This window comes from uncultured Subdoligranulum sp. (genome assembly GCF_963931595.1).
Lineage (GTDB): Bacteria > Bacillota > Clostridia > Oscillospirales > Ruminococcaceae > Gemmiger.
In genome coordinates, this window is the sequence record NZ_OZ007030.1 from 1,841,055 (window position 1) to 1,865,950 (window position 24,896).

Sequence of the window (24,896 nt, forward strand, 5' to 3'; positions counted from 1 at the left end):
GGCGTGCCTTCGCCTGTGGGAAAACCGCTTATTCGGCGGTGATGTACTTGTCGACGATGCTCTGCAGGGTGCCGTCGGCCTTCAGCTCTTCCAGAGCGCCGTTGATGGCATCCAGCATGGCAGTGTTGCCCTTGGCCACACCAATGGCGTAGTTTTCCTCGGTGTAGGGGGTGTCCAGGATCTTCAGACCCTGGTTGGCAGCCACGAACTCCTGAGCAGGAGCGTTATCGATGACCACGCAGTCCACCTGGCCGTTGTTCAGGGCCTGGACGGCGGTCAGACCGTTGTCGTAAGCGACCACAGCGTCATCGCCGAAGTCGTCCACGCAGTACAGGTAACCGGTGGTGCCACGCTGGGTGCCGATGGTCTTGCCTTCCAGATCATCGATGGAGGCAATGTCGGAATCCTCCGGCACGATGATGGACTGGATGCCGGTGGCGTAGGAATCGGTGAAGTCCATGACCTTCTGGCGCTCCTCGGTGACGGTGACGCCGGCCATGACCATATCGCTCTTGCCGTTCTGCACAGCCAGCAGGGCGGCGTCAAAGTCCATGTCGTCCACCTGCAGGGTCAGGCCCAGCTTGTCGGCGATGGCCTGGGCCACCTCGATGTCGATGCCCTCAAAGCTGCCGTCATCGGCGGTCATCTCGTACGGGGGGAAGGCCGCGTTGGTGGACATGGTCAGCGTGCCGGGGGTGACGGTGGTCAGTTCGGCAGAAGCAGTCTCGGCGGAAGCCTCGGAAGAGGTGGCCTCGGAGGAAGCAGCCTCAGAGGAGGAGGCAGCCTCGGAAGAAGCGGCTTCGCTGGAAGAAGCGGAACCGCCGCAGGCGGCCAGGCTCAGCACCATGGCGGTGCCCAGCAGCAGAGCAGTCAGTTTTTTCATGTGTTATACCTTCTTATCTTGATGATTTCATAAGCAGCCGGACCCTCACCCGGCTATGTGACCCAGTATAATTGCATAAATATGTAAAGTCAACGCATAAAATCAAATTTTGGCGTTTTGCGGGCAGGGCCGGACGCCCCGGGCCCATTTTTGTGCAAAACAGCGGGAATTTATTTTCACTTGACTTCCCTGCCGGGTTGTGCTATAAAGTAGGTAACTTCATCCTGTTGAAAGCTGTGAGGCGGACAAACGGGGTGCGGCAGAGCGTTTCCAGAGAAGGCCGCCGCGGGATTTTCCGCGTGGTGCAAGCGGCCCAGGCGCAGACCACACCCTTACCACCGCCGAGTGCGGGAGCGAACTCCCGCCGGGTACGGCCCGTTACAGCCGCCGCGAGTGGTGCTTTTCCTTATATAAGGCAAAGCGCAAGTTGGGTGGAACCGTGGAGTATTGCAATGCTTCATCCCTTGGGAAAGTCCGGGATGGAGCATTTTTTATTTGGGAGGCAGCTTACCATGAAAATCATCTACAAAGACGGCACCGTGGGCGAATGCCCGCAGGACCAGGAACTGCACGTCCTGCGCCACACCGCCGCGCACATCATGGCCCAGGCCATCAAGCGCCTGTACCCCGAGGCGGACTTCGCCTTCGGCCCGGCCACCGAGAACGGCTTCTACTACGACGTGGACCTGGGTGACACCAAGCTCTCCGACGAGGATCTGGCCAACATCGAGAAGGAGATGCGCAAGATCTGCAAGGAGAACCTGCCCATCAAGCCCTTCATCCTGCCCCGTGACGAGGCCATCAAGCTGATGCAGGAGCGCCAGGAGCACTACAAGATCGAGCACATCGCCGATCTGGCCGACGAGACCGAGTTCAGCTTCTTCCAGCAGGGCGAGTACGTGGACATGTGCATCGGACCGCACCTGACCTACACCAAGGCGCTGAAGGCTTTCAAGATCACCCAGCAGAGCGGTGCCTACTGGAAGAACGACAAGGAAAACAAGATGCTGACCCGCATCAACGGCGTGGCCTTCCACAACCAGGAAGAGCTGGAAGAGTGGGAGAAGCAGCAGCAGGAAGCCCGCGAGCGGGATCACCGCAAGATCGGCAAGGAGATGCGGCTCTTCATGACCGACGACCTGGTGGGCCGCGGTCTGCCCATGTTCCTGCCCAACGGCTACATCGTGTGGCAGCAGCTGGAGGATTATATCAAGCAGAAGGAGCGCGAGCGCGGCTATCTGCATGTCATGACTCCCTGCATCGGCACGGTGAACCTCTACCGCACCTCCGGTCACTGGGATCACTACCGTGAGAACATGTTCCCCGCCATGGAGATGGAGGGCGAGAGCTATGTGCTGCGTCCCATGAACTGCCCGCACCACATGATGATCTACGCCAACCAGCCCCACAGCTACCGTCAGCTGCCCATCCGCATCGGCGAGATCGCCCACGACTTCCGCTATGAGTCCAGCGGCACCCTGAAGGGCATCGAGCGCGGCCGTCACTTCTGCCAGAACGACGCCCACCTGTTCGTGACCCCCGAGCAGATCAAGAGCGAAGTGGCCGCCGTCTGCGATCTGATCTTTGATGTGTACAAGGACTTCCACATCACCGACTACCGCTGCGTGCTGAGCCTGCGCGACCCCGCCGACAAGAAGAAGTACCATGACGACGACGCCATGTGGAACCATGCCGAGCAGGCCCTGCGCGAGGTGCTGACCGAGCTGGGCATCCAGTTCACCGAGGAGATCGGCGAGGCCGCCTTCTACGGCCCCAAGCTGGATGTCAACGTCAAGCCCGCCGTGGGCGCCGAGTACACCCTGTCCACCTGCCAGCTGGACTTCTGCCTGCCCGCCAAGTTCCACCTGACCTATGTGGACAAGGACGGCACCGAGAAGACCCCCGTGGTGCTGCACCGCGCCATTCTGGGCTCTCTGGACCGGTTCATGGCCTACCTCATCGAGGAGACCAAGGGCCGCTTCCCCACCTGGCTGGCCCCCGTGCAGGTCAAGGTGCTGCCCGTCAGCGAGAAGACGATGGACTACGCCCGCGAGGTGACCGACAAGCTGAAGGCCGCCGGCATCCGCGCCGTGCTGGATGAGTCCAACGAGAAGATCGGCTACAAGATCCGTCTGGCCCAGCAGGAGGACCGCGCCCCCTATATGCTGGTGCTGGGCGCCAAGGAGGCCGAGGCCGGCAACCTGAGCGTGCGCAACCGCAAGGGCGAGACCACGGCCATGGACCTGGATGCTTTCACCGCCCAGGTCAAGGACGAGATCGCCAATAAGGTGTTCAACGTCTGATTTTTCCCATAACCGCAGGAGGAAGCGTCTTCGGGCGCTTCCTCTTTTTGGTAAGGCTTGACTTGCCGCCGGCGGTATGGTATCATATTGCCGCAATCAAATACAAAACAAACTACCACCGGGTAGAGTAATGCACAACGCATTCGTTGGGTACATCGTAGGTCTTTGAAGATGTACCGGCGGATGCGTTTTTTTGGAGGATCGTATGTCTGCCAAGCTCAAATATTTCACCAAAGCCGAATGGACGCTGTGGGGCGTGTCGGTGCTGATGATCGTGGGCACCTTCCTGCTGTTCCAGCAGAGCGACTATCTCTCGCTGACTGCCTCCCTCATCGGCGTCACCTCCCTGATCTTCAACGCCAAGGGCAACCCGCTGGGCCAGGTGCTGGGCATCGCCTTCTGCCTTTTGTACGGGTATATCTCCTTTACCTGCGCCTACTACGGCGAGATGATCACCTACCTGGGCATGACCGCCCCCATGTCCCTCTATGCCCTCATCTGCTGGCTGCGCCACCCCTTCGGCGCCGGCCGGGCCGAGGTGAAGGTGGGCAGCATCTCCCGCCGGGAAGGCGTCTTTGCCGTGGCGCTCAGCCTGGCGGTCACGGTGGTGTTCTACTTCATTCTCCGGGCCTTCGGCACCGCCAACCTGCTGCCCAGCACCCTCTCGGTGACTACCAGTTTCCTGGCCGTCTACCTCACCGCCCGGCGCAGCCCCGCCTTCGCGGCGGCCTACGCCGCCAACGACCTGGTGCTCATCCTGCTGTGGGGGCTGGCTGCGCTCGAAGACCCCGCCTATCTGTCGGTGGTGGTCTGCTTCGTGATGTTCTTTGCCAACGATATCTACGGTTTCATCAACTGGTCCCGGATGCGTCAGCGTCAGGCGGCCGCCGCATAACCAAACCCCGGCGGGGAAAATCCCCGCCGGGGTTTGCTTTTACTTTGTCTTCTTTTTTTCGCGCCATTCCTTGTCCGCCCGGCGGCGTTCTTCCCTGGTTTTTCGGTCGGCGATGAGCGCATACACAAAAGCCGGCAGCGAGAAGAGCACCGCCAGCCCGAACCCCGGGAGCAGCGGCAGCGGATGCACCTTGAGCACGATCCCCAGAATGAACCAGCTGATGCCAAAAATCACCATGCCGATGCCGTTCGCCCGCATATAGTCCGGCGTCCAGCTCTTGTATCTGTATCGTTCCGGGATGTTCTGAATGCCCAGAATGCCGAGAATTCCATACCCGGTCCAGAATATGCTGAGGACCCAAATGGAAGGGACACTCATGGCTGTACCTCCTTGCGGCGGGTGGCTTGCTTTGCCCTGAGTATACCATACACGCCGCCCCGGCGCAACGGCGGGTCGCTGTGTTGTATTTTTTAGGGTATTGTGGTAAAATGTAGTATCTATTGGTATGCTATTCTAAAAGGAAAAGGTGCCCTATGGCTGAAAACATCCAAACTTCCCGCCCGGCCGACGACGGCTGGACGACCATCATCCGGCCCCGCAGCGGCTGGTTTGACATCAACCTGAAGGAACTGTGGCAGTACCGCGACCTGACCGTCATGTTCGTTAAGCGGAACTTCACGGTGCTCTACAAGCAGACCATCCTGGGTCCCGCCTGGATTCTGCTCAACCCCCTCATCACCACGCTGATCTTCAACGTGGTGTTCGGCAACATGGCTGGCATGCCCACCGACGGCGTGCCGGGCTTTCTGTTCTACATGGCCGGCAACACCGTCTGGACCTTCTTCGCCAACTGCGTCAACAACACCGCCAACACCTTCGTGACCAACTCCCAGGTGTTCGGCAAGGTCTACTTTCCCCGGCTGACCATGCCGGTGAGCCAGGTGCTCACCAGCCTCATCAACTTCCTGATCCAGGCGGCCATGTATCTGGTGTTCTGGCTCTACTTCTTCGCCACCGGCGCCGAGGTGCATTTCACCCTCTGGACTATCGCCATTCCGCTGGTCATGCTCCAGGTCATGCTGCTGGGTCTGGGCGTGGGCATCATCGTCTCCTCCCTGACCACCAAATACCGGGACCTGGCCATCGCCGTGGGCTTCGGCGTCCAGCTGTGGATGTACGCCTCTCCGGTGGTCTATCCCCTCTCCATGCTGGATGAGAGCCCCCGCCTGAAAGTTCTGGTGGAGCTCAACCCCATGACCGCCCCCATCGAAGTGTTCCGGGCGGCCACCCTGGGTACCGGCAGCGTGTCGGCGGGCGCCATCCTTTACAGCGTGGTGTTCACCCTGGTGGCGCTGGTGCTGGGCGTGGTGCTGTTCAGCCGCATTGAAAAAACCTTTATGGATACCGTGTAAGGAGGGGCTGCCATGTCTGCAAAGGAAAAACGCCCCGTCATCCAGGTCACGGGACTGAAAAAGCAATACAAGCTGGGCCAGATCGGCGGCGGTACCCTGACCCACGACCTTCAGAGCTGGTGGGCCCGGGTCCGTGGCAAGGAGGACCCCAACACCGTCATCGGCACCGACCAGCGGCTGTTCGGCCAGACCTTCATGGCGCTGAACGGCGTGGACCTGACGGTCTACCAGGGGGAAGCCCTGGGCATCATCGGCCGCAACGGCGCCGGCAAATCCACCCTTTTGAAACTGCTCTCCCGCATCACCGCCCCCACCGAGGGCGAGATCCGCATCCGGGGCCGGGTGGCCTCCATGCTGGAGGTGGGCACCGGCTTCAACAACGAGATGACCGGCCGGGAGAACATCTATATGAACGGCGCCATCCTGGGCATGACCCGGGCGGAGATCGACGCCAAACTCCCCCAGATCATCGAATTTTCCGAGTGCGGGGACTTCATCGACACCCCCGTCAAGCGGTATTCCAGCGGCATGTTCGTCAAGCTGGCCTTCGCGGTGGCCGCCCATCTGGACAGCGAGATCATGGTCATGGACGAGGTCCTGGCCGTGGGCGACATGAAGTTCCAGCAGAAATGTCTCGGGAAGATGAGCGACGTGGCCAACCAGGACGGCCGCACCGTCCTCTACGTCAGCCACAACATGAGCACCATCCGCCAGCTGTGCAGCCGCTGCATCGTGCTGGACAAGGGCAAGGTGATCTTTGACGGCGACGTGGAACAGGCCATCGCCATCTATATGGACACCACCGATGTGAATGTGGTGCACTATGACCTGGCCAACGTGGCCCGGATGACCGGCAGCGCCGGCAAGCGGTTCCGGCTGGAAACGCTGGACTTTATGGACAAGGAATCCAGCGTCTTTGCGGACACCGAGAAGATGCGGGTGAAGATCACCTGGCGGGTGGCGGAGCCCTTCGCGGGCATCCACATGAAGATGAACCTCCATGCCCGGGACTCCACACCGGTGGGCATCACCCATCCCGTGGACCTGGGTCCCGCCCAGCCCGGCAGGCTCTACACCACCGTGTTTGAATTCGACCCCAGCCTTCTGGGTGAGGGCCAGTACTACTTCTATCTGGATATCTTTGACGGGGCGCTGCGCCAGGCCGTCTGCCTGGACAAGCCGGTGACGGAATTTGCCTTTGAGGTCACCAACAGCGATCTGACCATGCCCGAATGGGCTGCCGGCTGGGGCCGCATCCACTTCCCGCCCGTCAAGCTGCTGGAGGCGCAGGCATGAAACCCAATCTGTATATCTGCCACACGGCCTACCAGGTGCTGGTGGACCTGCTGCGGGCAGGCCGGGCCCCGGGCGGCCCCCACACCATGGTGCTCTCCGCCGCCGTGGCCGATGCCAAGGCGCTGTCCGCCCGGCTGGACAAAACCGGCGTGGTGCAGACCGTGCTGGTGGACGAGCCCCGCTGGCCCGGCACCGTGACGGGGCCGCTGGCCTCCCTGCGGGCCCGCCGGGCCTTTGAATCGCTGTGCGGCTGGAAGCTGGACCGTGCCCGGTACGAAAACGTCTATATCCACAACGACTGGAGCGTGCTGGGGCGGTATCTGCAGGACTGCCATGCCGGGTACATTCTCTGCGAGGATACCTTCGGCAGCACCCTGGGCCCCGACCAGCATCTGGTCACCGACCAGCGGGCCGCTCCCGACTTTGCGAAAAAGCAGCAATCCGGCAAAGGGTATCTCTACTGGGGGGACAGCCCCTGGTGCAAGCGGGTGGAGAGCGAGGACGCCAGCCGCTGCACGCTGTTCGGCCCCGACAAACTGGTCAGCGACAGCAAGGGCGCGCTGCTCCGGTCGCTGACCGACGGCGAAAAGGCCATGGTGCGCAGCGTCTTTCTGACCCGGCCGCTGCCCGACCACGCCGAGGGGGCCACCCTGCTTTTGCCCCGCAGCTTTGTGGCGGACGGGCTGATGACCCAGGAACAGCAGGACGCCATGTTCAAAGCGGTGGCCGCCCGCTATGCGGTGGGGCCGCTCTTCATCAAGACCCACCCCCGGGACACCACCGACTACGGTGCGCTCTTCCCTGATGCGGTGATCCTCGAGCGCACCATGCCCAGCGAAGTGCTCAACTTCTGCCTGCCCTTCACCTTCCGGCGGGCCGTGACCGTCCAGAGCTTTGTGCTGCGGGGCTTCACGGCTGCCGAGGAAAAAATCCTGCTCACGCTGGAGGAAGCCCAGGCACTGATTCCTCAATAAAATTTTCTTGTACAGGAGGGGTTCTCCATGAAAACCATCGCTGTGATTCCCGCGCGGTACGCCAGTACCCGCATGCCCGGCAAGCCGCTGGCCGATGTACTGGGCAAGCCGATGATCTGGTGGGTGTACCAGGCCGCCAAGGCCTGCCCCAAGCTGGACGATGTGCTGATCGCCACCGACGATGAGCGCATCGCCGACGCCTGCAAACAGTACGACATGCAGTACCTGATGACCAGCCCCGACCACGACACCCCCACCGGGCGCATCTGGGAGGTCAGCACCAAGGTGGACGCCGACCTGTACCTCCAGCTGATGGGGGACGAGCCGCTGGTGAACCCGGCAGCCTTCGACCTGATCCTGCCCGACACGCTGCCCGAAGACCCCTGTTATGTGGCGGTGCTCACCAACGTGATGGAACACCCCGCCGATGTCATCGACTTCTCCAACCAGAAGGTGGTGACCAACGCGGCACGGGAGATTCTTCTGATTTCCCGCAGCCCCATCCCCTACCCCAAAGGCACACTGGATTTCGAGTACGAGAAGGTCACCGGCATCCAGCTGTACAGCAAGCAGGCCCTTGCGTTCTACCACGCCACCCCCAAGTCCCTGCTGGAGAAGGCGGAGGAAAACGACATGATGCGGTTCATAGAGAACGGCCACAAGGTGCATGCCATCGTCAGCCCCTACAAGACCGTCAGCGTGGATACCCCCAAGGATCTGGCGCTGGTCAACGAGATTCTGAAGGAGAAACACCATGCCTGATATCAAACTGCTGGACTGCACCCTGCGTGACGGCGGCTACATCAACGACTGGCGCTGGGGCTTCGGGTCGGCGCGGCGGATCATCCAGTCCCTGACCCGGGCCGGCACCGACCTGGTGGAGGTGGGCTTTCTGCGCAATGTGGAGGGCTACAACCCCGACGTGACGGTCTGCAACACCATCGAGGAGCTCAACCGGCTGCTGCCCGACGAGGGCCAGCGGGGCCACACGATCTACTCCGGCATGGCCATGCGCTCCAACTACGATATCTCCAAGCTGAGCCCCTACGACGGCCACGGCATCGAACTGATCCGCATCACCGCCCACGACTACGACATCCGGGACGGCATGGACTTTGCCCGGGAGGTCAAGGCCCGGGGGTACAAGCTGTCCATCAACCCCATCAACATCATGGGCTACGGCGACAAGGACCTGCTGTGGATCTTCGACCAGGTCAACGCCATCCATCCCTGGCAGTTCTCCATCGTGGATACCTTCGGCAGCATGCGCCGCCGGGACCTGGAGCGGATCGTCTCGCTGGCCGACCACAACCTGGCCCCTGACATCCGTCTGGGCCTGCATCTCCATGAGAACATGGCTCTGAGCTTCTGTCTGGCCCAGGAATTCATGGACAAACCGCTGCTGCGGGACAAGACCGTGGACGCCAGCCTCATGGGCATGGGCCGTGCCCCCGGCAATCTGCCCATCGAACTGGTGGCGGACTACCGCAACGAGACCGGCCACTGCCACTATGACCTGGACGAGATCATGGACGCCATCCAGGACCATATCGCCCCCATCAAGGGGGAGAGCGCGTGGGGCTATACCCCGGCCTACTTCCTGTCGGCCCGGTTCAACCTCCACCGCAACTACGCCGAGCACCTGCTGAACAAGGGTGATCTCACCGTGCGGGACATCAACCACATCCTGGCGGCCATCGACCCGGGCAAAAAGACGGTGTTTGACGCCGCCTACGCCGACAAACTCTACACCGAGTACCGCAACCGCCGTATCGACGACGAGGCCGCCCTGGCGGCCCTGCAGACGGCTTTCGGCGGCAAAAAGGTACTGGTGCTGGCCCCCGGTGCCACCCTGGCCACCGAGGCGGGCCGTGCTGCCGTGAAGGCGGCTGCTGCTGACGTGACGGTTTCCGCCAACTTTGTGCCGGACTTTGTGGCGCCGGATTATGCGTTTTTCACCAACGCCAAGCGCTTTGACGAGGAAGCCGCCTACCCCTGCCCGCTGGTGCTGACCAGCAACCTGCGGGCCAGCACTCCGGCCACCGTGGTGAACTACGACCGTCTGTGCGGCACCGATGCCCAGGGCGGCAACAGCGTGCTCATGCTGCTGCGGCTGCTGCGGCTTTGCGGCGCCGCCGAGGTACTGCTGGCCGGGGCCGACGGCTACCGGCCCGGCGCCCCCGCCTACGCTGACGCGGGGCTGCACACCCACACCGACCGGGGCGAAGCCTACAACGCGCGGATGGCCGGAGCCATCCGGGCCGCCGGGCTGCCGGTACGGTTCGTGACCCCCAGTGAATACGAAAGGGCGTAATCCATGATACGTTTATTGGTTCTGGACGTGGATGGCACCATGACGGATGGCGGCATCTACTACGATTCCCACGGCACCGAAATTAAGAAATTCGCGGCCCGGGACGGTGCCGGACTGCTCATTGCACGGTCCTCCGGCATCAAGGTGATGATCTGCACCGGGCGGGAGAGCGAGCCGGTGCGCCGCCGGGCCGCCGAGCTGAAACTGGACTACGTTTACCAGAACGTGCGGCGCAAATCGGATTTTCTGCGGGAATTCATGGCCCAAAACGGCTACGCCAAAGAGGAAGTGGCCTACTGCGGCGATGACATCAACGATCTGGCGGCGATGAACCTTTGCGGCTTCGTCGCCTGCCCCGCCGACGCCTCGGACATCATCCGGGCGCGGGCGGATTACATCTGCCCCCAGAACGGCGGCCACGGGGCCGTGCGCGGTGCGGTGCAGAAGATTCTGGAAACGGACGGACGCTGGAAGGATGCGGTGTTTGCCACCTTCGGCGTGCCGCTGGATTGAACCGGAGGGGTAGTATGCCGGGCATGTCCAAACTGAAAAAACCGGATGCGCCGCTCTGCCGGGCGCTGGCCACCCTGGTGGTGCTGCTGGCGGCCTCGGTGCTGGTGTGGCTGGCCCTGGTGCGCCCCCAGCTGGGCAAGGGCCGGTCGGAGACCATCAGTGATGACTACAGCGCTTCCACCATCCTGCAGGACGGCCAGACCGCCAGCCAGACCTTCACCTTCGACCAGAATCTGCTGGCCGTGGGGGTGGAGTTCTATCTGCCGGGCGGTCAGCCTGAGGGCGAGCTGGAAGTGGTGCTCACCGACGCCGACACCGGCGAGGAACTGGCTCGCTCCACCGGCGTGATGGGCTACATCCTGCCCGACCAGTACACCGTGCTGGGTCTGGACCGGGAAGTGCAGGGTGCTGCCGGGCGGCGGTACCGGCTTTCGTTGACGCCCCACTACACCGGCAGCGAGGTACTTGCCATCGGCCACAGCAGCGGCGTGGCCCTGTGGCAGGATCCCATGCTGCTGGACGGCAGCCAGGTGGACGGCACCATGGCCGTCCAGGTGACCTGGCAGCGCATCGGCGGCTATCTGACGCGGTTCTTCCTGCTGATCTGCGGCTTTGCGGCGCTGCTGGCGGCCTTCGCCGTCTGGGCGGTGAGCAGCCGCAGGGTGCGCCTGCCCCGCCTTGTTTTTGTGCTGGTGCTGGGGCTGGGGGTGCTCTACAGCTTTGTGCTGCCCCCCTACGCCGCCCCCGACGAAAAATACCACATCAACCAGAGCTTTACGCTGGCCTGCCGGTGGGCGAACTTTTTCTCGGACGACGGGTGGCAGATGGGCCATGTGCCTACCACCACCAGTTTCCGCCGGGAGACCGACGTGGACGCCACCCTGCAGGATGAGAACACCACGGTGTTCACCTGGCAGGAATTCACCGACACGCTGTTTACCACCACTGACGCCTCCTTCGACAGCCACCAGGAGTACGCCGAGCTGCAGACCGACCAGAACCCGCTGCTCTATCTGGCCAGCGGTGCGGCGGTGTTTGTGGCCTACCTTTTCCATCTGGGCTTCACCCCGGCGCTGGCTCTGGGCCGGCTGGCCAACCTGCTTCTCTTTGCGGCGCTGGCGGCCTGGGCCGTGAAGGTAACCCCCTGGGGCAAACGCATCTTTGCGGCGGTGGCCCTGCTGCCCATGACGCTCCATCTGGCGGCCAGTTTCAGCCGGGACGCCCCGCTGCTGGGACTCTGCTTTGCCTTTACGGCCCTGATGCTGGACGCAGCCTTCGGCGCCCACCGGGACCGCCCCCTCTCCCCTGCGCGGCTGGCGGCGCTGCTGCTCACCGGCGTGCTGCTGGCCCCCGGCAAGATGGTCTATCTGCCGCTGGCAGCCCTGTTGCTGCTGGTGCCCGGGCCCCGTCTGGGACACCACGCCAAGGCCAAGAAGGCCGCCTATCTGGCCGTCTGTGTGGCGCTGGCCCTGGTGCTCAACACCGGCACGCTGACCGCCACCACCGGCACCGCCTCGGAGGAGACCACCACGACTTCCACCGCAGCGGAGGCCACGGCGGTCTCGACGGTCCCGCGCGCCGAGAAGGCCCGCCCGGCCGAGCCGGATGCCGCTTACGAGGAAGTGATCTGCGGGGAGAACACGCTGGAAAACTTCGTGCGGCGCCTTTACTACTACGCCGAGGACACCCGCGATCCCGCCCAGAGTGAGGTGGATTTCTGGGTGCAGGCCCTGAAGGAGGGGGATGTCTCCCCCGTGACGCTGGGCCAGACTTTCCTGTTCAGCCCCGAGCGGATCAACAGCTATACCGACGGGGAGGATTTTCTCTCCCGGGCATCTCTCTCCCTGCTGGGGGAGGATCTGGTCCAGACCGGCAACGCCAATCTGGCCGACGACTTTGCCAAAGGCGGCGCCCTGGAAGTGTACAAAATCGTCTACAGCCTTCCCTCCTGCCAGCAGCGGTTTGCCGGGCTGGGTCTTGAGCCCGGCGTCATGGACGACCGCATGCCGCTGGACCGGGATACTCTGGCCGCCGAAGTGCAGGCCGCCCGGGATACCCGCGCCACCCAGAGCGTGACCGACGAGGCCGACCGTGTGACCTACACGCCGGGATATATCCTGACCCACCTGCCCGACACCGTGCTGCTGCTGGTGCGCTCCGCCGTGGAAAACGGCGACCACTATCTGCGCACCCTGGTGGGCGGCAGCCTGAGCTACTATTCCCTGGACCTGGCCTGGGGCTGGGTGGTTGTGCTGTATCTTTTGCTGTTCTATGCGGCGCTGCCGGCAGAGGGCACTGCCCTGCTGCCTGTGGGACGCGGCCGGGTCTGGTGCGCAGCGGCCGCGGTGCTCTGCTGCCTGCTGGCGGTGGCGGGATGTCTGCTCTGGACGCCCACCCACTACGATACCCTCTACGGCCTGCAGGGGCGGTATTTTCTGCCCGTGCTGCCGCTGGTGCTGCTCACCTGTCTGCCCCGCGGCGTGGCCCATGTGGCCGACGAGGACACCGCCGCAGCCCGTCTGCTGGGCGCTCTGGCGCTGACCCAGTTCGGCGTGCTGATGAATACCATGCTGGCCGTCATCGCAAGATAACGGCGAGGAACCTGCTATGACTTTCTGCTTTTTCACGGCGCAGTACCTGCCCACCCCGGGCGGCGTGGAGCGCTATACCTGGAACCTGGCGCGGCGCTGTGTGGCGGCCGGGCACCGGGCCCTCATCGTGACCAGCGCCCTGCCGGGACTGCCGGCCCGGGAACGGGACGAATGGGGGCTGGAAATCTACCGCCTGCCGGCCTTGCCGGTGATGGGCGGGCGCTTTCCCGTGCTGCGGCCGTTCGCCCATGCCGCGGATCTCTGGGCGCAGGGCATTGACTTTGCGGTCATCCAGACCCGGATGTACACCCAGAGCGTCTGGGCCGCCCGGCAGTGCCGCAGGCGGGGCATTCCAGCCCTGGTCATCGACCATTCCACCGGCTACATGATGCACGGCGGGCTGGGCGGTGTGCTGGGACGCTGGTACGAACATCTGGCCTGCGGCATCATCCGCCGGTGCAGGTTTCCCTTCTACGGCGTCTCCGGCGATGTCTGCCGCTGGCTGAAGACCTTCGGCATCACGGCGGCGGGTACGCTGCCCAACGCCGTGGACCCCGCCGAACTCACCGCCCTGGCCACGGCGGACCCCGTCATCCCCTGGCGGCAGAAACTGGAGGTGCCGGCGGACGGCCACCTCATCGCCTTTGTGGGACGGCTCATCCCCGAGAAGGGCGCCCTGCGGCTGGCCGAGGCCGTGCAGCAGCTGCCCGGCTGTGTGCTGGCTGTGGCCGGCACCGGCCCCGAGGAGGAGGCGCTGCGGGCGCTGGGCGGTCCGGTGCGAGTGCTGGGCGCCCTGCCCCACCCCCAGATCGTCCAGCTGCTCCACCAGGCGGACTGCTACTGTCTGCCCACCGAATACGCCGAGGGTTTCCCCACCACGCTGCTGGAGGCGGCGGCCTGCGGCTGTCCCATCCTATGCACCCACACCGCCGGCACCGGCGAGCTGCTGCCCGACGAAAACTACGCGGTGTATCTGGAGGATACCCGCCCCGAAACACTGACCGCCGGGCTGCAAACGGTCCTGTCGGACCCCGACGCTGCCCGGACCCGGGCCGCCCGCGCCCTGGAAAACCTGACGGCCCGCTTTACCTGGCAGGCGGTGTACACCGCGCTGCTGCAGGCGGCCCAGGATGCCCGCGCAAGGGCAAAAAGGAGTTAAGATGTCGAAATTGCTCATCGTGATCCCCGCCCACAACGAGGAGGACAACATCGTCCAGGTAGTGGAAAGCCTGACGAAACGGTATCCCGAATACGACTACGTGGTCGTCAACGACGGCAGCCGGGACAAGACGGCGGCCATCTGCCGCGCCCACGGCTACCGGCTCATCGACCTGCCCATCAACCTGGGGCTGGCGGGCGCTTTCCAGACCGGGCTGCGCTACGCGGCGGACAACGGCTACGACTGCGCCATGCAGATGGATGCCGACGGCCAGCACAAGCCGGAATACATCGGCCCCATGCTGGCCGCCCTGGAGGAGGGCAACGACATCGTCATCGGCAGCCGGTTCCTCACCGTGAAGAAGCCCAAGACCCTGCGGATGCTGGGCAGCTACATCATCAGCTGGTCCATCCGGCTGACCACCGGCCGCGCCATCTGCGACCCCACCAGCGGCATGCGGATGTTCAACCGCGCCATGGTGGAGGAATTTGCCCAGAACCTCAACTACGGCCCCGAGCCCGATACCATCAGCTACCTGATCAAGAACGGCGCCACCGTCAAGGAGGTCCAGGTGCAGATGGGCGAGCGCACCGCCGGGCAGAGCTACCTGAACCTCTGGAACAGCATCCAGTATATGGTGAAGATGTCCATCTCCATCCTGCTCATCCAGTGGTTCCGCAAGCGCGACACCGAAACCCCCTACCCCGAAAGGAGCCTGTGATATGTTCGATCAAACGATCATCCGCATCTGCCTGATCGTGGGCAGCCTGTTCACTGCGGGCTTCATTCTGCGCCGCGTGCGGCTGGCCAAGGTCCAGATCGAGGACACCATCTTCTGGCTGGTGTTCAGCGCGGCGCTGCTGGTGCTGGCCGTCTTCCCCGGCATCGCCTACTGGGCCGCCAACCTGCTGGGCTTCATGAGCCCCATCAACTTCGTCTATGTGGTCATCATCTTTCTGCTGCTGGCCAAGCAGTTCTTCATGTCCATCCGGCTCAGCCAGCTGGACAGCAAGGTGCGGATGCTCACCGAACAGGTGGCCCTCAACCAGGAAAAGGTGGAGCGCGACAAATTGGATTTGTAATATGTGCCTAACTGTGATATAATGATAGAATAGTAATATGAGCGAAAGAAGGTTTCCGCTATGGCATTCACGCCCAAACTGACCTATAAAGGCCGTCCGCTGGTGCGCTGCGGCAATGACATCTATTATGGTTCCATGACCGACCCCTACATCGTCTACCTGCAGGTGCTGAGCAACCGCCAGGAGAACGGCGTGGAAGTGGCCGACAAGGTACACCTGGTGCTGCTGTCCACCGACGATTCCAAGCCGCTGCCCGAGCGCATCGTGCGCCAGGCCAACCGCGTGGGACTGTACAATGCACTGTCCTTCGGCGACATCATGCTGCAGGGCGCCCTGCAGAAAAAATAAGGCAGACAAAAACTTCCCGGCACATTCCTGCCGGGATTTTTTGCTTTCATGACAAGGGAGGGACCGTATGGACAACCGGGATCATGCCGCCGCACTGGGCGGACTCCTTGCCTGCCTGGCGCTGGCGCTGCTGCTCTACCACTCGCTGGCGGGCGGCACGCTGCTGAGCGCCAACGCCTACTACAGCTATTCCCTCCAGGCCGAAAACTGGCTGGCCGGGCGCAACTACATCGCCGGCGGGGAAAACTATCCCTGGCTGGAGCTGGCCATCTACGGGGGGCGGTACTACCAGTCCTTCCCGCCGGTACCGGCGCTCTGGATGCTGCCCTGGGTGCTGTTCTTCGGCAGCGCGGCGGCCGTGCCCTCCAATCTGGCCATGGCACTTGTGGCGCTGCTCTGCGCGGCAGGCTGTTATGCCTGCTGTGCCCGGGCGGGCCTGCACTCCGCGGCGGCTGCCTGCCTGACGCTGTTTGTCAGTTTTGGCTCCAACGCCTTCTGGCTCTCCACCAGCGGCGGGGTCTGGTTCATGGCCCAGATGCTGGGGCTCTGCCTGGCGTTCTGGGGGCTGTTTTTTGCCCTGCGGGATACCGTCCCCTCCACCGTGGCCGCCTCCCTCTGCCTGGCCCTGGCGGTGGGGTGCCGCCCCTTTTACGCGGCCCTGCTGGCGGTCTGGCTGCTTTACCGGCTGGTGCGCGAACGCCGTGCAGGGATTCTGCGGGCGGCTCTACCGGCGCTGCTGCCGGCGGCGGTGGTGGCCTGCTGTCTGATGGGCTACAACCTGGCCCGCTTCGGCAATCCTCTGGAATTCGGGCACAGCTATCTGCCCGAATTCACCCGCGCAGCCAACGGACAGTTCTCCCCGGTGTATCTGGCATCCAATCTGCTCAACCTGCTGCGCCCCGTCACGCTGGACAGCAGCCTTCAGCTGCATTTTGAGCTCTTCAACGGGTTTCTCTTCTTTCTCGCCAATCCGCTGTTCCTGCTGTGGGCGTTCCGCGGGGCGGCCGTCCGGCTGCGCCGGGAACCCCGGTCCGCCGCGCTGCCGCTGCCCTCACAGGGCTGGTTCACCGTGCTGGTCTGCCTGCTGCTCACCCTGCTGACCTGCATGCACCGTACCATGGGCGGCTGGCAATTCGGCACCCGCTATCTGGTGGACCTCTTCCCCTGGGTAGTTCTCTGGTTCCTGAACCGCCCGGCCTGGCGCCCGGGTATCGGTTCCTGGACGCTGTGCGGCGCGGCCATCCTTTTCAATCTCTATGGCGCCGTGTACATGCTGCAGACATAAAAAAGGACCCGGCAGATTTCGCGCAGTTCCATAAGAAAACAAAGTCGCGAAACTCTATCTGCAAAGCGGCCTCTGCCGCGTTATCGGGCTTTGCATTCCACCAAGGAGTGCCGGGGTGGCACAGCCACAAAAGCCCTTGCGGGGCTTTTGACTGGCCAAACCGGTCTGCACTCCGTGCAGATGCCGCCCGTCATTTTGGGCGGCAAGGTTGCAGCCCTCTGCCTTGCATTAGCCGCTTCGCAGCGGTTTTGCGATGCTTCGCAGTTCTTGCAGAACCTTTGTTTTCTTATGTCACCAGCGCTTTCCTGCCGGGTCCTTCGCTGTTTCGGAAATTACTGATCCTGCTGGTCGGTTTCGGCGGGAGTCTCCTCCTCGGTGCCTTCCAGCTCGATGTCAAAGGCGGCGCCGCAGTTGGGGCAAACCAGCTCGGACTGCTGGTCCAGCAGCGTCTCCTCGTCCACGGTGGAGACCGCGCCGCAGTTGGGGCAGGTCACTTCGTAGAGTTCCTCGCCATCCTCTTCGTCGTCGCTCTCCTCGTCCTCATCCTCTTCACCGTACAGGTCGGCGACCACGTCGTCCAGGTCCTGGTCCAGCGTTTCCAGCTCGTCGTAGACCTGATCCAGCGCGTTGTCGTGCTCGGTGACGCTGGCAGCCATCTCTTCCAGCAGATCCATCATCGCGGCAATGACCTTGCCGTTCTTGGAAGCCGGGTCAAACTCCATACCGGTCATCAGACCGCGGATGTAGGCGGCCTTTGCATTCAGATCCATAGCCATAGTGCTTTTCCTCCGTTTGCTTGTGTCAAAAAAAGCCGGGCGCGGCGGTATGCCATGCCCGGCAGAAAAATCAGTTGACGCGCTCCATGTACTCGCCGGTGCGGGTATCGATGCGGACCTTGTCGCCCTCGTTGATGAACAGCGGCACGCGGATCTCGGCACCGGTCTCCACGGTGGCGGGCTTCAGGGTGTTGGTGGCGGTGTTGCCCTTGATGCCGGGCTCGGTGGCGGTGATCTCCAGCTCCACGAAGTTGGGGATTTCCACGCTGAAGACCTTGCCCTTGTAGCTCAGCAGCTTGCAGGTGTCGTTCTCCTTGCAGAACTTGAAGTTATCCGGCACGTCGGAAGCGCTGACGGGGATATCGTCGTAGGTCTCCACGTCCATGAAGTGGTACAGGCCGCCGTCCTCGTAGGAGTAGGTGACCTCCTTACGCTCGATGAAGGCCTGCGGGAACTTGGCCGTGGGGTTGTAGCTGGTCTCGACCACAGAACCGGTGATGACGTTCTTGGTCTTGGTGCGCACGAACGCGGCGCCCTTGCCGGGCTTGACGTGCTGGAACTCAACGACCTGAAGGACCTGGCCGTCCTGTTCGAAGGTAACGCCGTTGCGGAATTCGCCTGCAGAAATCATATAAAAATTCCTCCAATAATAGAATGGTACTACATAGCTGTATCTATTTTACAGGATACTGCGTCGTTTTGCAAGACCCGGGCTGTCTTTTTTGGGTTCTTTTCGCGATTTTTTTGCCCCGCCGCCTCACAGGGCGTCGTATGTCCGGCTCATGACGGCGGCATCCTCGGCCTGGGTGCCCGCCGATTCACAGATGATGGTGGGCGCCAGTCCCCGCTCCTTCAGCAGGGCCAGCAGCGGCGCGTGGGGCGGGCCGTACTGGGTATCGGCAAAGGTCAGATGGCACTTCTCGCCGCCCTTGGTGTAGGCAATGCGGGAAAAATGGGCGTGGAAGTGAGCCGCCCGCTCCGGGCCCAGCTGCTGCAGCTTGTCCAGCAGCGCGGCGTAGTCTTCGGCGGCGGTGGCCTCGGCGAATTCCACTCCCTGACTGCGGGCGTACAGGTGCCCGAAATCGATGCAGGGGGTGATGCGCTCATCCACCCCGCAGAGCGCCAGCACCTCGTCCAGCGTGCCCAGCTGGTTCACCTTGCCCATCGTCTCGGGACAGAGGATGCAGTCCCCGTAGCCCGCGGCGTCACAGGCTTCCACCGCCCGGCGCATGGTGTCCAGCGCCTTTTCCAGGGCGGCCTCCCGGCTCTGCTTGCCGCAGGAACCAGTGTGGAAAATCACCCGCCGGCCTCCCAGCGCCTTGACCAGGGCACAGCTCTGCAAAAGATAATCGATGCTGTGCAGCCGCTTGTCCTCCTCCAGGCTGGACATGCTGATATAGTAGGGCGCGTGCACCGACAGGGCAATGTTTTTCCCAGCACAGGCCTTGCCCAGCGCCTCGGCCTTGTCCAGCGCCAGCCGCACCCCGCGGCCGCACTGGTACTCGAAGGCCGTCAGCCCGAATCCCGCCGTGTAGGACGCCATCCCCTCCGGGTCGAACTTCTTGCCGGGATAGCTGTCCGACAGGCCCGCCGGGCCGAAACGCGGTGTATCACTCATAGAGTTTGCCTCCCTTTTCAAAATAGCGGCGGATCCAGCGGGGTTCAAACTTCCGCTTGATCTGTACGCTGCGGGCTTTGTCGTGGGGCGTGCGGGGCAGCAGGAACAGGCAGGGAATGCCGTACAGCCCCGCCGCCATCCGGTCGGCGAAGATCTGGTCCCCCACCATGGCCATCTGGCATTTTTTGACCCCCAGCCGGCGGCGCGCCACCATCAGTCCCAGGGGCAGCGGCTTGCAGGCCATGGACACCCAGGCCAGACCGATGCGCTCCGCAAAGGGCTGCACCCGCTTGGCCGTGTTGTTGGATACGATGGTCAGGCTGATGCCCGCCGCCCGCATCTCCGCCAGCCAGGCCCGGACACTGTCCTCCAGCACCTGGCTGCCGTCGGCGGTCAGCGTGTTGTCCACATCCAGCACCAGCGCCCGGATGCCCTTCTGGGCCAGGAATTCCGGGCGGATGGCCTCCACTCTGCGAAAAATATATTCCGGGGTCAGGATCATGGTCGTGCTCCTCATACAAAAAAGTGCAGACCCGCGCAAAACGCGGGCCTGCACAGTCGTTCTCTGTAAGCTAGCTTACTTAAACTTGCGCTTGCGGGCAGCCTCGGACTTCTTCTTACGGCGCACGGACGGCTTCTCATAAGCCTCACGCTTGCGCACCTCGGCCAACACGCCGCTGCGGGCGGTGCTGCGCTTGAAACGGCGCAGAGCGCTCTCGAGGGACTCGCCCTCTTTGACACGGATCTCCGACATCTTCTTCCCTCCCTTGACCTGAGACAGGAGTTTGCCGGTCAAATACAATCAACCAGTAAACAAGATTATACTATACTTACCCCTCAAATGTCAACCGGGAAAGCGGGCATATACCGTCGAATTTTTAATTTTTTAACATTTTTTCCGCTTTTCCACGAAGCAGCTTCAGCTCAGTGCATGGCCCAGCCACAAAGCACCGTAGAGAACCGGCTGGTGGAGCATATAAACCAGCAGCGTATGCCGTCCCACCAGGGCCAGCGGACGCAGCACCCTGGGGGCCAGCCCGGCCCGGGGCTGCCACAGCCTGGCCAGAAACAGCCCGCACCAGAACAGAAACAGCCAGGGGATCAGCGGGAAATAGTCCGCCGAGTAAAACTTTGTCAGGTCCGGCAGGCCCAGCCAGAACCAGTTAGGGCTATACCATGCCTTGGGCAGCGCACACAGGCGGAGCGTCTCGAAGCCCAGGTAGCCCTGGGGGACCTGGTTGGTCAGCACAAAGAGCAGGGCGGACACCGCCAGCCCCAACCCTGCCGGGCATTTCTCCAGCAGCGGGCGCAGGGCCCAGCTCAGCAGCACGGCGGCGGCGTTGAGGTGCAGCACCCCGAACCAGATGGATTCCGAGGGCATAAACCCCACCGTGACCACCGTCAGCACCACCGCACAGCCCGCCACCAGCAGACCGTTTTTCCAGGGCCTGCGGGCCAGCGTGAAACTGTACCCCGACACCAGGATGAAACTCCAGCAGATATACTGCTGCCACACGTGGCATCCCGCCGCGCCGATATCGTACCAGCTGCTGACATGGCCGAACACATACACCCAGTCATAGAGGGCGTGGTAGGCCAGCATGTTGAGAAGCGCCGCGCCGCGCAGCACATCCAGCAGCCAAAGCCGTTTTGCCGTCATGCTTTTCTGCCCTTTCCCGCTTTCCGAAATTTTACAGTTTATTCATTGTAGCACAGTGGGCCTCAGGTTGCAATCAGGGGCGTTTTGCGATAAAATCAACATTGGATTACAAGGATTGGGGAGAAGTATATGAGCGAGATTCGTCTGGTCGCCCTGGACCTGGACGGGACGGTATTCAACGATGAAAAGCAGATCAGTCCGCGCACGCTGAAGGCCATCCGGGCGGCGCTGGACAAGGGGGTGGATGTGCTGCCCGCCACCGGGCGCACGGTGGACGGCGTCCCCCGCCAGTTCCTGGAAATTCCCGGTGTGCGGTACGCCCTGACCTCCAACGGCGCCTCGGTGGTGGACCTGCAGACGGGGGAACGGCTGGTCAGCCTGACCTTTGACCCCGCCATGGCCGAGAAGGCCTTCGATGTGGTGCAGCCCTTCGGAGGGCTGCTGAGCGTCTTCATCCACGGCGTGAGCTACACGGCGGTCTCCCCCACCGGGGATGGCCTGGAGGTAGTACCCGCCAATCTGCGGGAATATTTCCGCACCACCCGCAACATGGTGCCGGACATGCACCGCATGATGGAGGAACACCCCACCGAGATCGAGAAATTCAGCATCCTCTATGCCACCGAGGCCCAGCGGGATGCCGCCTGGCAGGCGGTGGCCGCGGCCTGCCCCACCCTGGAGATTGCCTCCAGCATCGAGCGCAACATGGAGATCAACGCCCCCGGCGTGAGCAAGGGCCCCGGCCTGATGGCACTGGCCCGTCACCTGGGCCTTGCGCCGGCCCAGGTCATGGCGGTGGGTGATTCCGGCAACGATCGCACCATGGTGCAGCTGGCCGGGCTGGGGGTTGCCATGGGCAACGCCACCGAGGATATCCGCAGGGTTGCCGACGCCATCACCGCCGATAACAACCACGACGGCGTGGCGGAAGCCATAGAAAAATACGTACTGTAATATTCAAATTCAATAGTACAAGAGGTATATGAGATGAAAAATGTATTGGTAGGCCAATCCGGCGGCCCGACTGCCGTTATCAACTCCAGCCTGGCCGGCGTCTACGAAACCGCCAAGGCCTGCGGTGCTCCCCACGTCTACGGCATGCAGTATGGCATTGAGGGCGTGTTGGAAGGCAAGATCGTCGATCTGGACAACGTGCTGTGCGACAAGATGGACATTGAGCTGCTCAAGCGCACGCCGTCCAGCTTCCTTGGCAGCTGCCGCCACAAGCTGCCTGATCCCACCGTGGACGACCGCCCCTTCCGCGCCCTGTTCAGCCTGTTTGCCCAGTATGATATCGGGGCGGTGTTCTACATCGGCGGCAACGATTCCATGGACACCATCGCCAAGCTGTCGGTTTACGGCAAGGCCGTCAACAGCGAGATCCGCTTCATCGGCGTGCCCAAGACCATCGACAACGACCTGATGCTCACCGACCACACCCCCGGCTACGGCAGTGCGGCTAAGTATATTGCCACCATCCTGAAGGAAGTCATCTGCGACTCCAGCGTCTACGATATCCGCAGCGTCACGGTGGCCGAGATCATGGGCCGCCACACCGGCTGGCTGGCAGCGGCTTCCAGCCTGGCCACCGGCCCCGACTGCAGCGGCCCCGACCTGATCCTGCTGCCCGAGCGCACCTTCAACGAGGATGCCTTCCTGGAGCGGGTGGCCAGACTGGAGAAGGAGCGGCACAACGTCATCATCGCCGTCAGCGAGGGCGTCAAGAACGCCGAGGGTGTCTTCCTCTGCGACCTGGTCTCCACCGCCGGCCAACTGGATGCCTTCGGCCACAAGGCCATTCTCAGCGGCACCAGCCGGTACCTGGCCGACCTGATCCGGGTCCGCCTGGGCTGCAAGACCCGTGCCATCGAGTTCTCCACCCTGCAGCGCTGCGCCAGCCATCTGGCCAGCCGCACCGACATTACCGAAGCCTACCAGGTGGGCGGCGCCTCTGTGGAGGCGGCCGTGCGCGGCGAGACCGCCGAGATGTGCGCCATCAAGCGGCTGAGCGACCAGCCCTACCGCGTGGAAACCGAGATGGTGGACGTGAGCCAGGTGGCCAACCTGGAGAAGAAGGTGCCCGACGAGTGGATCGCCGAGGACGGCATGCATGTGAACGAGCACTTCGAGCGGTATGCCCGCCCGCTGATCCAGGCGGAGCTGACCCCCATCTACATCAACGGTGTGCCCCGCCACATCCATCTGGGCTGATTTTTGTGCACTCTGCCCGGCATGCCGCAATTTTTGCAAGGTAATACTGGGGATTTTGTCCCGTCCGGACCGATTCTGATTCCGCATGACGGAATTTATCCAAAACCGATCCGGAATCTTTTTTGGAAAGCATTCCGCATAGCGGAACGCACATTTTCCAACCGGCCGTGCTTTTTTCAGCAACCCCCGCAATAGCCAAAACAGCCGCCCCATGGTACACTGAATGCAATCCGTTCAGCGCGCCGTGGGGCGTTTTCTGTGGCGGGTAATTCCACAAACATGCAGGAGGTTGCGCATGGCAAAAAATGCAATCGTCGGTCAGTCCGGCGGTCCCACCGCGGTCATCAACGCCAGTCTGGCGGGTGTCTTTGAGAGCTGCAAGAGCCGGGGCGCCGGCAAGGTATACGGCATGCTGCACGGTGTGGCGGGCCTGCTGGAGCGGCGCGTCTGTGTGCTGGACGAAAAGCTCCACGGCGCGCTGGACATTGAACTGCTCAAGCGCACTCCCTCCAGCTATCTGGGCAGCTGCCGCTACAAGCTGCCCGACTGGCACACCGCCGAAGGGGAAGCGGTCTACCAAAAACTGTTCGCCATCCTGGAAGAGCTGGAGATCGGCTACCTCTTCTACATCGGCGGCAACGATTCCATGGACACCATCGGCAAACTGGCCGACTATGGCGCCCACATCGGCAGCGGGATCCGCTTCATGGGCGTGCCCAAAACCATCGACAACGACCTGATGGTCACCGACCACACCCCCGGTTACGGCAGTGCGGCCAAGTACATCGGCGTCGTGATGAAGGAGATCATCCGGGACGCCACGGTGTACGGCACCAAGTATGTGACCATCGTGGAGATCATGGGCCGCAACGCGGGCTGGCTGACCGCCGCCGCGGCGCTGGCCAAGGCCGAGGACTGCGAGGGGGTGGACATGATCTGCCTGCCCGAAGTGCCCTTCAACGTGGACCATTTCGTGGAGAAGGTGGCACGGATGCAGAAAGCCAAGCCCTCCATCGTCATTGCGGTGTCGGAGGGCGTCAAGCTGGAGGACGGCCGCTATGTCTGCGAACTGGCCGACGATGTGCACGCGGTGGACGCCTTCGGCCACAAGGCCCTCACCGGCACGGCCCGCTTCCTGGCCAACACGGTGGCCCGCCGCTTGGACACCAAGACCCGCTGCATCGAACTTTCCACCCTGCAGCGCTGTGCCGGTCACCTGACCAGCCGTACCGACATCACCGAAGCCTACCAGGTGGGCGGTGCCGCCGCCAAGGCCGCCTTTGAGGGCCACACCGGCGAGATGGTGGCACTGGACCGCATCTCCAACGCCCCTTACCAGTGCGGCACCAGCCTGCACCCCATTTCCGAGGTGGCCAACCTCGAAAAGAAAGTCCCCCTGGCATGGGTCAACGCCGACCACACCGCCATGACCCAGGACTTTCTCGACTACGCCATGCCGTTGATCCAGGCCGAACTCACACCCATCTATGTGGAAGGCCTGCCTCATCATATTTACCTCCCAGAAGCCTGAGTGACGCCAGGCAAAACACCCCCGCAGGATCTTGCTCGCCTGCGG

General features: G+C 62.8%; 25 protein-coding genes. 17 read left to right on the top strand and 8 right to left on the bottom strand.

The window, feature by feature from the left end; all coding sequences use genetic code 11:
- Positions 1 to 28: 28 nt before the first annotated feature.
- Positions 29 to 883, bottom strand: a complete 855-nt coding sequence (locus tag ABGT73_RS08940; protein ID WP_346669429.1) for an ABC transporter substrate-binding protein — start codon at positions 881 to 883, stop codon at positions 29 to 31.
- A gap of 512 nt (positions 884 to 1,395) precedes the next feature.
- Between ABGT73_RS08940 and thrS the strand changes: the two genes are divergently transcribed.
- Both thrS and pnuC read left to right on the top strand, forming a co-directional pair.
- Positions 1,396 to 3,186 (top strand): threonine--tRNA ligase, encoded by a 1,791-nt coding sequence (thrS, locus tag ABGT73_RS08945; protein WP_346669430.1) that lies wholly within the window; start codon positions 1,396 to 1,398, stop codon positions 3,184 to 3,186.
- Between the two features lie 205 nt (positions 3,187 to 3,391).
- Positions 3,392 to 4,081, top strand: coding sequence for a nicotinamide riboside transporter PnuC (gene pnuC, locus ABGT73_RS08950; RefSeq protein WP_346669431.1), 690 nt, complete (start codon positions 3,392 to 3,394; stop codon positions 4,079 to 4,081).
- A 39-nt stretch (positions 4,082 to 4,120) separates the two neighbouring features.
- Here the strand turns inward: pnuC and ABGT73_RS08955 are convergent, their stop codons facing one another.
- The gene (locus ABGT73_RS08955) at positions 4,121 to 4,459 is read right to left on the bottom strand and encodes a hypothetical protein (protein WP_346669432.1); all 339 of its coding nucleotides are present in this window, start codon (positions 4,457 to 4,459) and stop codon (positions 4,121 to 4,123) included.
- 155 nt (positions 4,460 to 4,614) lie between these two features.
- On the opposite strand from ABGT73_RS08955, the gene ABGT73_RS08960 reads away from it, so the two are divergent.
- The 12 genes from ABGT73_RS08960 (at position 4,615) to ABGT73_RS09015 (ending at position 17,055) form a co-directional block, all read left to right on the top strand.
- Positions 4,615 to 5,493 (top strand): ABC transporter permease, encoded by an 879-nt coding sequence (locus tag ABGT73_RS08960; protein WP_346669433.1) that lies wholly within the window; start codon positions 4,615 to 4,617, stop codon positions 5,491 to 5,493.
- Between the two features lie 12 nt (positions 5,494 to 5,505).
- The gene (locus ABGT73_RS08965) at positions 5,506 to 6,789 is read left to right on the top strand and encodes an ABC transporter ATP-binding protein (protein WP_346669434.1); all 1,284 of its coding nucleotides are present in this window, start codon (positions 5,506 to 5,508) and stop codon (positions 6,787 to 6,789) included.
- Positions 6,786 to 7,763: a hypothetical protein gene (locus ABGT73_RS08970; protein ID WP_346669435.1), complete on the top strand. Its 978-nt coding sequence runs from the start codon at positions 6,786 to 6,788 to the stop codon at positions 7,761 to 7,763. Before ABGT73_RS08965 ends, ABGT73_RS08970 begins: the two co-directional genes overlap by 4 nt.
- 27 nt (positions 7,764 to 7,790) lie before the next feature.
- A complete protein-coding gene (locus ABGT73_RS08975) occupies positions 7,791 to 8,525 on the top strand; it encodes a 3-deoxy-manno-octulosonate cytidylyltransferase (RefSeq protein WP_346669436.1) in 735 nt (244 codons plus the stop codon).
- Complete coding sequence (locus tag ABGT73_RS08980; protein WP_346669437.1) at positions 8,518 to 10,077, top strand: aldolase catalytic domain-containing protein; 1,560 nt, start codon at positions 8,518 to 8,520, stop codon at positions 10,075 to 10,077. The genes ABGT73_RS08975 and ABGT73_RS08980 overlap by 8 nt, the downstream gene beginning before the upstream one ends.
- 3 nt (positions 10,078 to 10,080) lie before the next feature.
- Entirely contained in the window at positions 10,081 to 10,590 is a 510-nt protein-coding gene (locus ABGT73_RS08985) for an HAD-IIIA family hydrolase (RefSeq protein ID WP_346669438.1), read from the top strand.
- Between the two features lie 23 nt (positions 10,591 to 10,613).
- A complete protein-coding gene (locus tag ABGT73_RS08990; RefSeq protein WP_346669439.1) occupies positions 10,614 to 13,181 on the top strand; it encodes a DUF2142 domain-containing protein in 2,568 nt (855 codons plus the stop codon).
- Positions 13,182 to 13,197: 16 nt separating this feature from the next.
- Complete coding sequence (locus ABGT73_RS08995) at positions 13,198 to 14,340, top strand: glycosyltransferase family 4 protein (RefSeq protein ID WP_346669440.1); 1,143 nt, start codon at positions 13,198 to 13,200, stop codon at positions 14,338 to 14,340.
- Position 14,341: 1 nt separating this feature from the next.
- The gene (locus tag ABGT73_RS09000) at positions 14,342 to 15,061 is read left to right on the top strand and encodes a glycosyltransferase family 2 protein (protein ID WP_346669441.1); all 720 of its coding nucleotides are present in this window, start codon (positions 14,342 to 14,344) and stop codon (positions 15,059 to 15,061) included.
- 1 nt (position 15,062) lies between these two features.
- Positions 15,063 to 15,422: a DUF2304 domain-containing protein gene (locus ABGT73_RS09005; protein ID WP_346669442.1), complete on the top strand. Its 360-nt coding sequence runs from the start codon at positions 15,063 to 15,065 to the stop codon at positions 15,420 to 15,422.
- Positions 15,423 to 15,482: 60 nt separating this feature from the next.
- Positions 15,483 to 15,770, top strand: coding sequence for a hypothetical protein (locus ABGT73_RS09010; protein ID WP_346669443.1), 288 nt, complete (start codon positions 15,483 to 15,485; stop codon positions 15,768 to 15,770).
- A 67-nt stretch (positions 15,771 to 15,837) separates the two neighbouring features.
- Positions 15,838 to 17,055 carry a hypothetical protein gene (locus ABGT73_RS09015; RefSeq protein WP_346669444.1) on the top strand — a complete coding sequence of 406 codons (1,218 nt, stop codon included), beginning with the start codon at positions 15,838 to 15,840 and terminating at the stop codon, positions 17,053 to 17,055.
- 332 nt (positions 17,056 to 17,387) lie between these two features.
- Here the strand turns inward: ABGT73_RS09015 and ABGT73_RS09020 are convergent, their stop codons facing one another.
- The 6 genes from ABGT73_RS09020 to ABGT73_RS09045 all read right to left on the bottom strand — a co-directional run bounded on the left by ABGT73_RS09020 (position 17,388) and on the right by ABGT73_RS09045 (position 21,109).
- Positions 17,388 to 17,831 (bottom strand): CD1247 N-terminal domain-containing protein, encoded by a 444-nt coding sequence (locus tag ABGT73_RS09020; RefSeq protein ID WP_346669445.1) that lies wholly within the window; start codon positions 17,829 to 17,831, stop codon positions 17,388 to 17,390.
- 70 nt (positions 17,832 to 17,901) lie between these two features.
- The gene (efp, locus tag ABGT73_RS09025; protein WP_294569050.1) at positions 17,902 to 18,462 is read right to left on the bottom strand and encodes an elongation factor P; all 561 of its coding nucleotides are present in this window, start codon (positions 18,460 to 18,462) and stop codon (positions 17,902 to 17,904) included.
- Positions 18,463 to 18,588: 126 nt separating this feature from the next.
- Positions 18,589 to 19,449, bottom strand: a complete 861-nt coding sequence (locus ABGT73_RS09030) for a TIM barrel protein (RefSeq protein ID WP_346669446.1) — start codon at positions 19,447 to 19,449, stop codon at positions 18,589 to 18,591.
- Positions 19,442 to 19,951: a YqeG family HAD IIIA-type phosphatase gene (locus ABGT73_RS09035; protein ID WP_346669447.1), complete on the bottom strand. Its 510-nt coding sequence runs from the start codon at positions 19,949 to 19,951 to the stop codon at positions 19,442 to 19,444. The genes ABGT73_RS09030 and ABGT73_RS09035 overlap by 8 nt, the downstream gene beginning before the upstream one ends.
- A 75-nt stretch (positions 19,952 to 20,026) precedes the next feature.
- Complete coding sequence (gene rpsU, locus ABGT73_RS09040; RefSeq protein WP_040917814.1) at positions 20,027 to 20,203, bottom strand: 30S ribosomal protein S21; 177 nt, start codon at positions 20,201 to 20,203, stop codon at positions 20,027 to 20,029.
- Between the two features lie 165 nt (positions 20,204 to 20,368).
- A complete protein-coding gene (locus ABGT73_RS09045) occupies positions 20,369 to 21,109 on the bottom strand; it encodes a heparan-alpha-glucosaminide N-acetyltransferase (protein ID WP_346669448.1) in 741 nt (246 codons plus the stop codon).
- A gap of 129 nt (positions 21,110 to 21,238) precedes the next feature.
- Between ABGT73_RS09045 and ABGT73_RS09050 the strand changes: the two genes are divergently transcribed.
- From ABGT73_RS09050 to ABGT73_RS09060, 3 genes are all read left to right on the top strand, one after another.
- Positions 21,239 to 22,063, top strand: coding sequence for a Cof-type HAD-IIB family hydrolase (locus tag ABGT73_RS09050; protein ID WP_346669449.1), 825 nt, complete (start codon positions 21,239 to 21,241; stop codon positions 22,061 to 22,063).
- A gap of 33 nt (positions 22,064 to 22,096) precedes the next feature.
- Complete coding sequence (locus ABGT73_RS09055; protein WP_346669450.1) at positions 22,097 to 23,320, top strand: 6-phosphofructokinase; 1,224 nt, start codon at positions 22,097 to 22,099, stop codon at positions 23,318 to 23,320.
- A 295-nt stretch (positions 23,321 to 23,615) separates the two neighbouring features.
- A complete protein-coding gene (locus ABGT73_RS09060; protein ID WP_346669451.1) occupies positions 23,616 to 24,851 on the top strand; it encodes a 6-phosphofructokinase in 1,236 nt (411 codons plus the stop codon).
- The last annotated feature ends 45 nt before the right edge of the window (positions 24,852 to 24,896 follow it).

Coding starts and splice junctions, on each gene's coding strand:
- ABGT73_RS09015 (WP_346669444.1), top strand. CDS start 15,838: ATGGACAACCGGGATCATGCCGCCGCACTGGGCGGACTCCTTGCCTGC.
- ABGT73_RS08980 (WP_346669437.1), top strand. CDS start 8,518: ATGCCTGATATCAAACTGCTGGACTGCACCCTGCGTGACGGCGGCTAC.
- ABGT73_RS08990 (WP_346669439.1), top strand. CDS start 10,614: ATGTCCAAACTGAAAAAACCGGATGCGCCGCTCTGCCGGGCGCTGGCC.
- ABGT73_RS08940 (WP_346669429.1), bottom strand. CDS start 883: ATGAAAAAACTGACTGCTCTGCTGCTGGGCACCGCCATGGTGCTGAGC.
- ABGT73_RS09060 (WP_346669451.1), top strand. CDS start 23,616: ATGGCAAAAAATGCAATCGTCGGTCAGTCCGGCGGTCCCACCGCGGTC.
- ABGT73_RS08995 (WP_346669440.1), top strand. CDS start 13,198: ATGACTTTCTGCTTTTTCACGGCGCAGTACCTGCCCACCCCGGGCGGC.
- ABGT73_RS08985 (WP_346669438.1), top strand. CDS start 10,081: ATGATACGTTTATTGGTTCTGGACGTGGATGGCACCATGACGGATGGC.
- efp (WP_294569050.1), bottom strand. CDS start 18,462: ATGATTTCTGCAGGCGAATTCCGCAACGGCGTTACCTTCGAACAGGAC.
- ABGT73_RS08975 (WP_346669436.1), top strand. CDS start 7,791: ATGAAAACCATCGCTGTGATTCCCGCGCGGTACGCCAGTACCCGCATG.
- ABGT73_RS09020 (WP_346669445.1), bottom strand. CDS start 17,831: ATGGCTATGGATCTGAATGCAAAGGCCGCCTACATCCGCGGTCTGATG.
- ABGT73_RS08960 (WP_346669433.1), top strand. CDS start 4,615: ATGGCTGAAAACATCCAAACTTCCCGCCCGGCCGACGACGGCTGGACG.
- ABGT73_RS09000 (WP_346669441.1), top strand. CDS start 14,342: ATGTCGAAATTGCTCATCGTGATCCCCGCCCACAACGAGGAGGACAAC.
- ABGT73_RS08955 (WP_346669432.1), bottom strand. CDS start 4,459: ATGAGTGTCCCTTCCATTTGGGTCCTCAGCATATTCTGGACCGGGTAT.
- ABGT73_RS09050 (WP_346669449.1), top strand. CDS start 21,239: ATGAGCGAGATTCGTCTGGTCGCCCTGGACCTGGACGGGACGGTATTC.
- thrS (WP_346669430.1), top strand. CDS start 1,396: ATGAAAATCATCTACAAAGACGGCACCGTGGGCGAATGCCCGCAGGAC.
- ABGT73_RS09005 (WP_346669442.1), top strand. CDS start 15,063: ATGTTCGATCAAACGATCATCCGCATCTGCCTGATCGTGGGCAGCCTG.
- ABGT73_RS09035 (WP_346669447.1), bottom strand. CDS start 19,951: ATGATCCTGACCCCGGAATATATTTTTCGCAGAGTGGAGGCCATCCGC.
- ABGT73_RS09030 (WP_346669446.1), bottom strand. CDS start 19,449: ATGAGTGATACACCGCGTTTCGGCCCGGCGGGCCTGTCGGACAGCTAT.
- ABGT73_RS09010 (WP_346669443.1), top strand. CDS start 15,483: ATGGCATTCACGCCCAAACTGACCTATAAAGGCCGTCCGCTGGTGCGC.
- ABGT73_RS08965 (WP_346669434.1), top strand. CDS start 5,506: ATGTCTGCAAAGGAAAAACGCCCCGTCATCCAGGTCACGGGACTGAAA.
- rpsU (WP_040917814.1), bottom strand. CDS start 20,203: ATGTCGGAGATCCGTGTCAAAGAGGGCGAGTCCCTCGAGAGCGCTCTG.
- ABGT73_RS09055 (WP_346669450.1), top strand. CDS start 22,097: ATGAAAAATGTATTGGTAGGCCAATCCGGCGGCCCGACTGCCGTTATC.
- ABGT73_RS08970 (WP_346669435.1), top strand. CDS start 6,786: ATGAAACCCAATCTGTATATCTGCCACACGGCCTACCAGGTGCTGGTG.
- ABGT73_RS09045 (WP_346669448.1), bottom strand. CDS start 21,109: ATGACGGCAAAACGGCTTTGGCTGCTGGATGTGCTGCGCGGCGCGGCG.
- pnuC (WP_346669431.1), top strand. CDS start 3,392: ATGTCTGCCAAGCTCAAATATTTCACCAAAGCCGAATGGACGCTGTGG.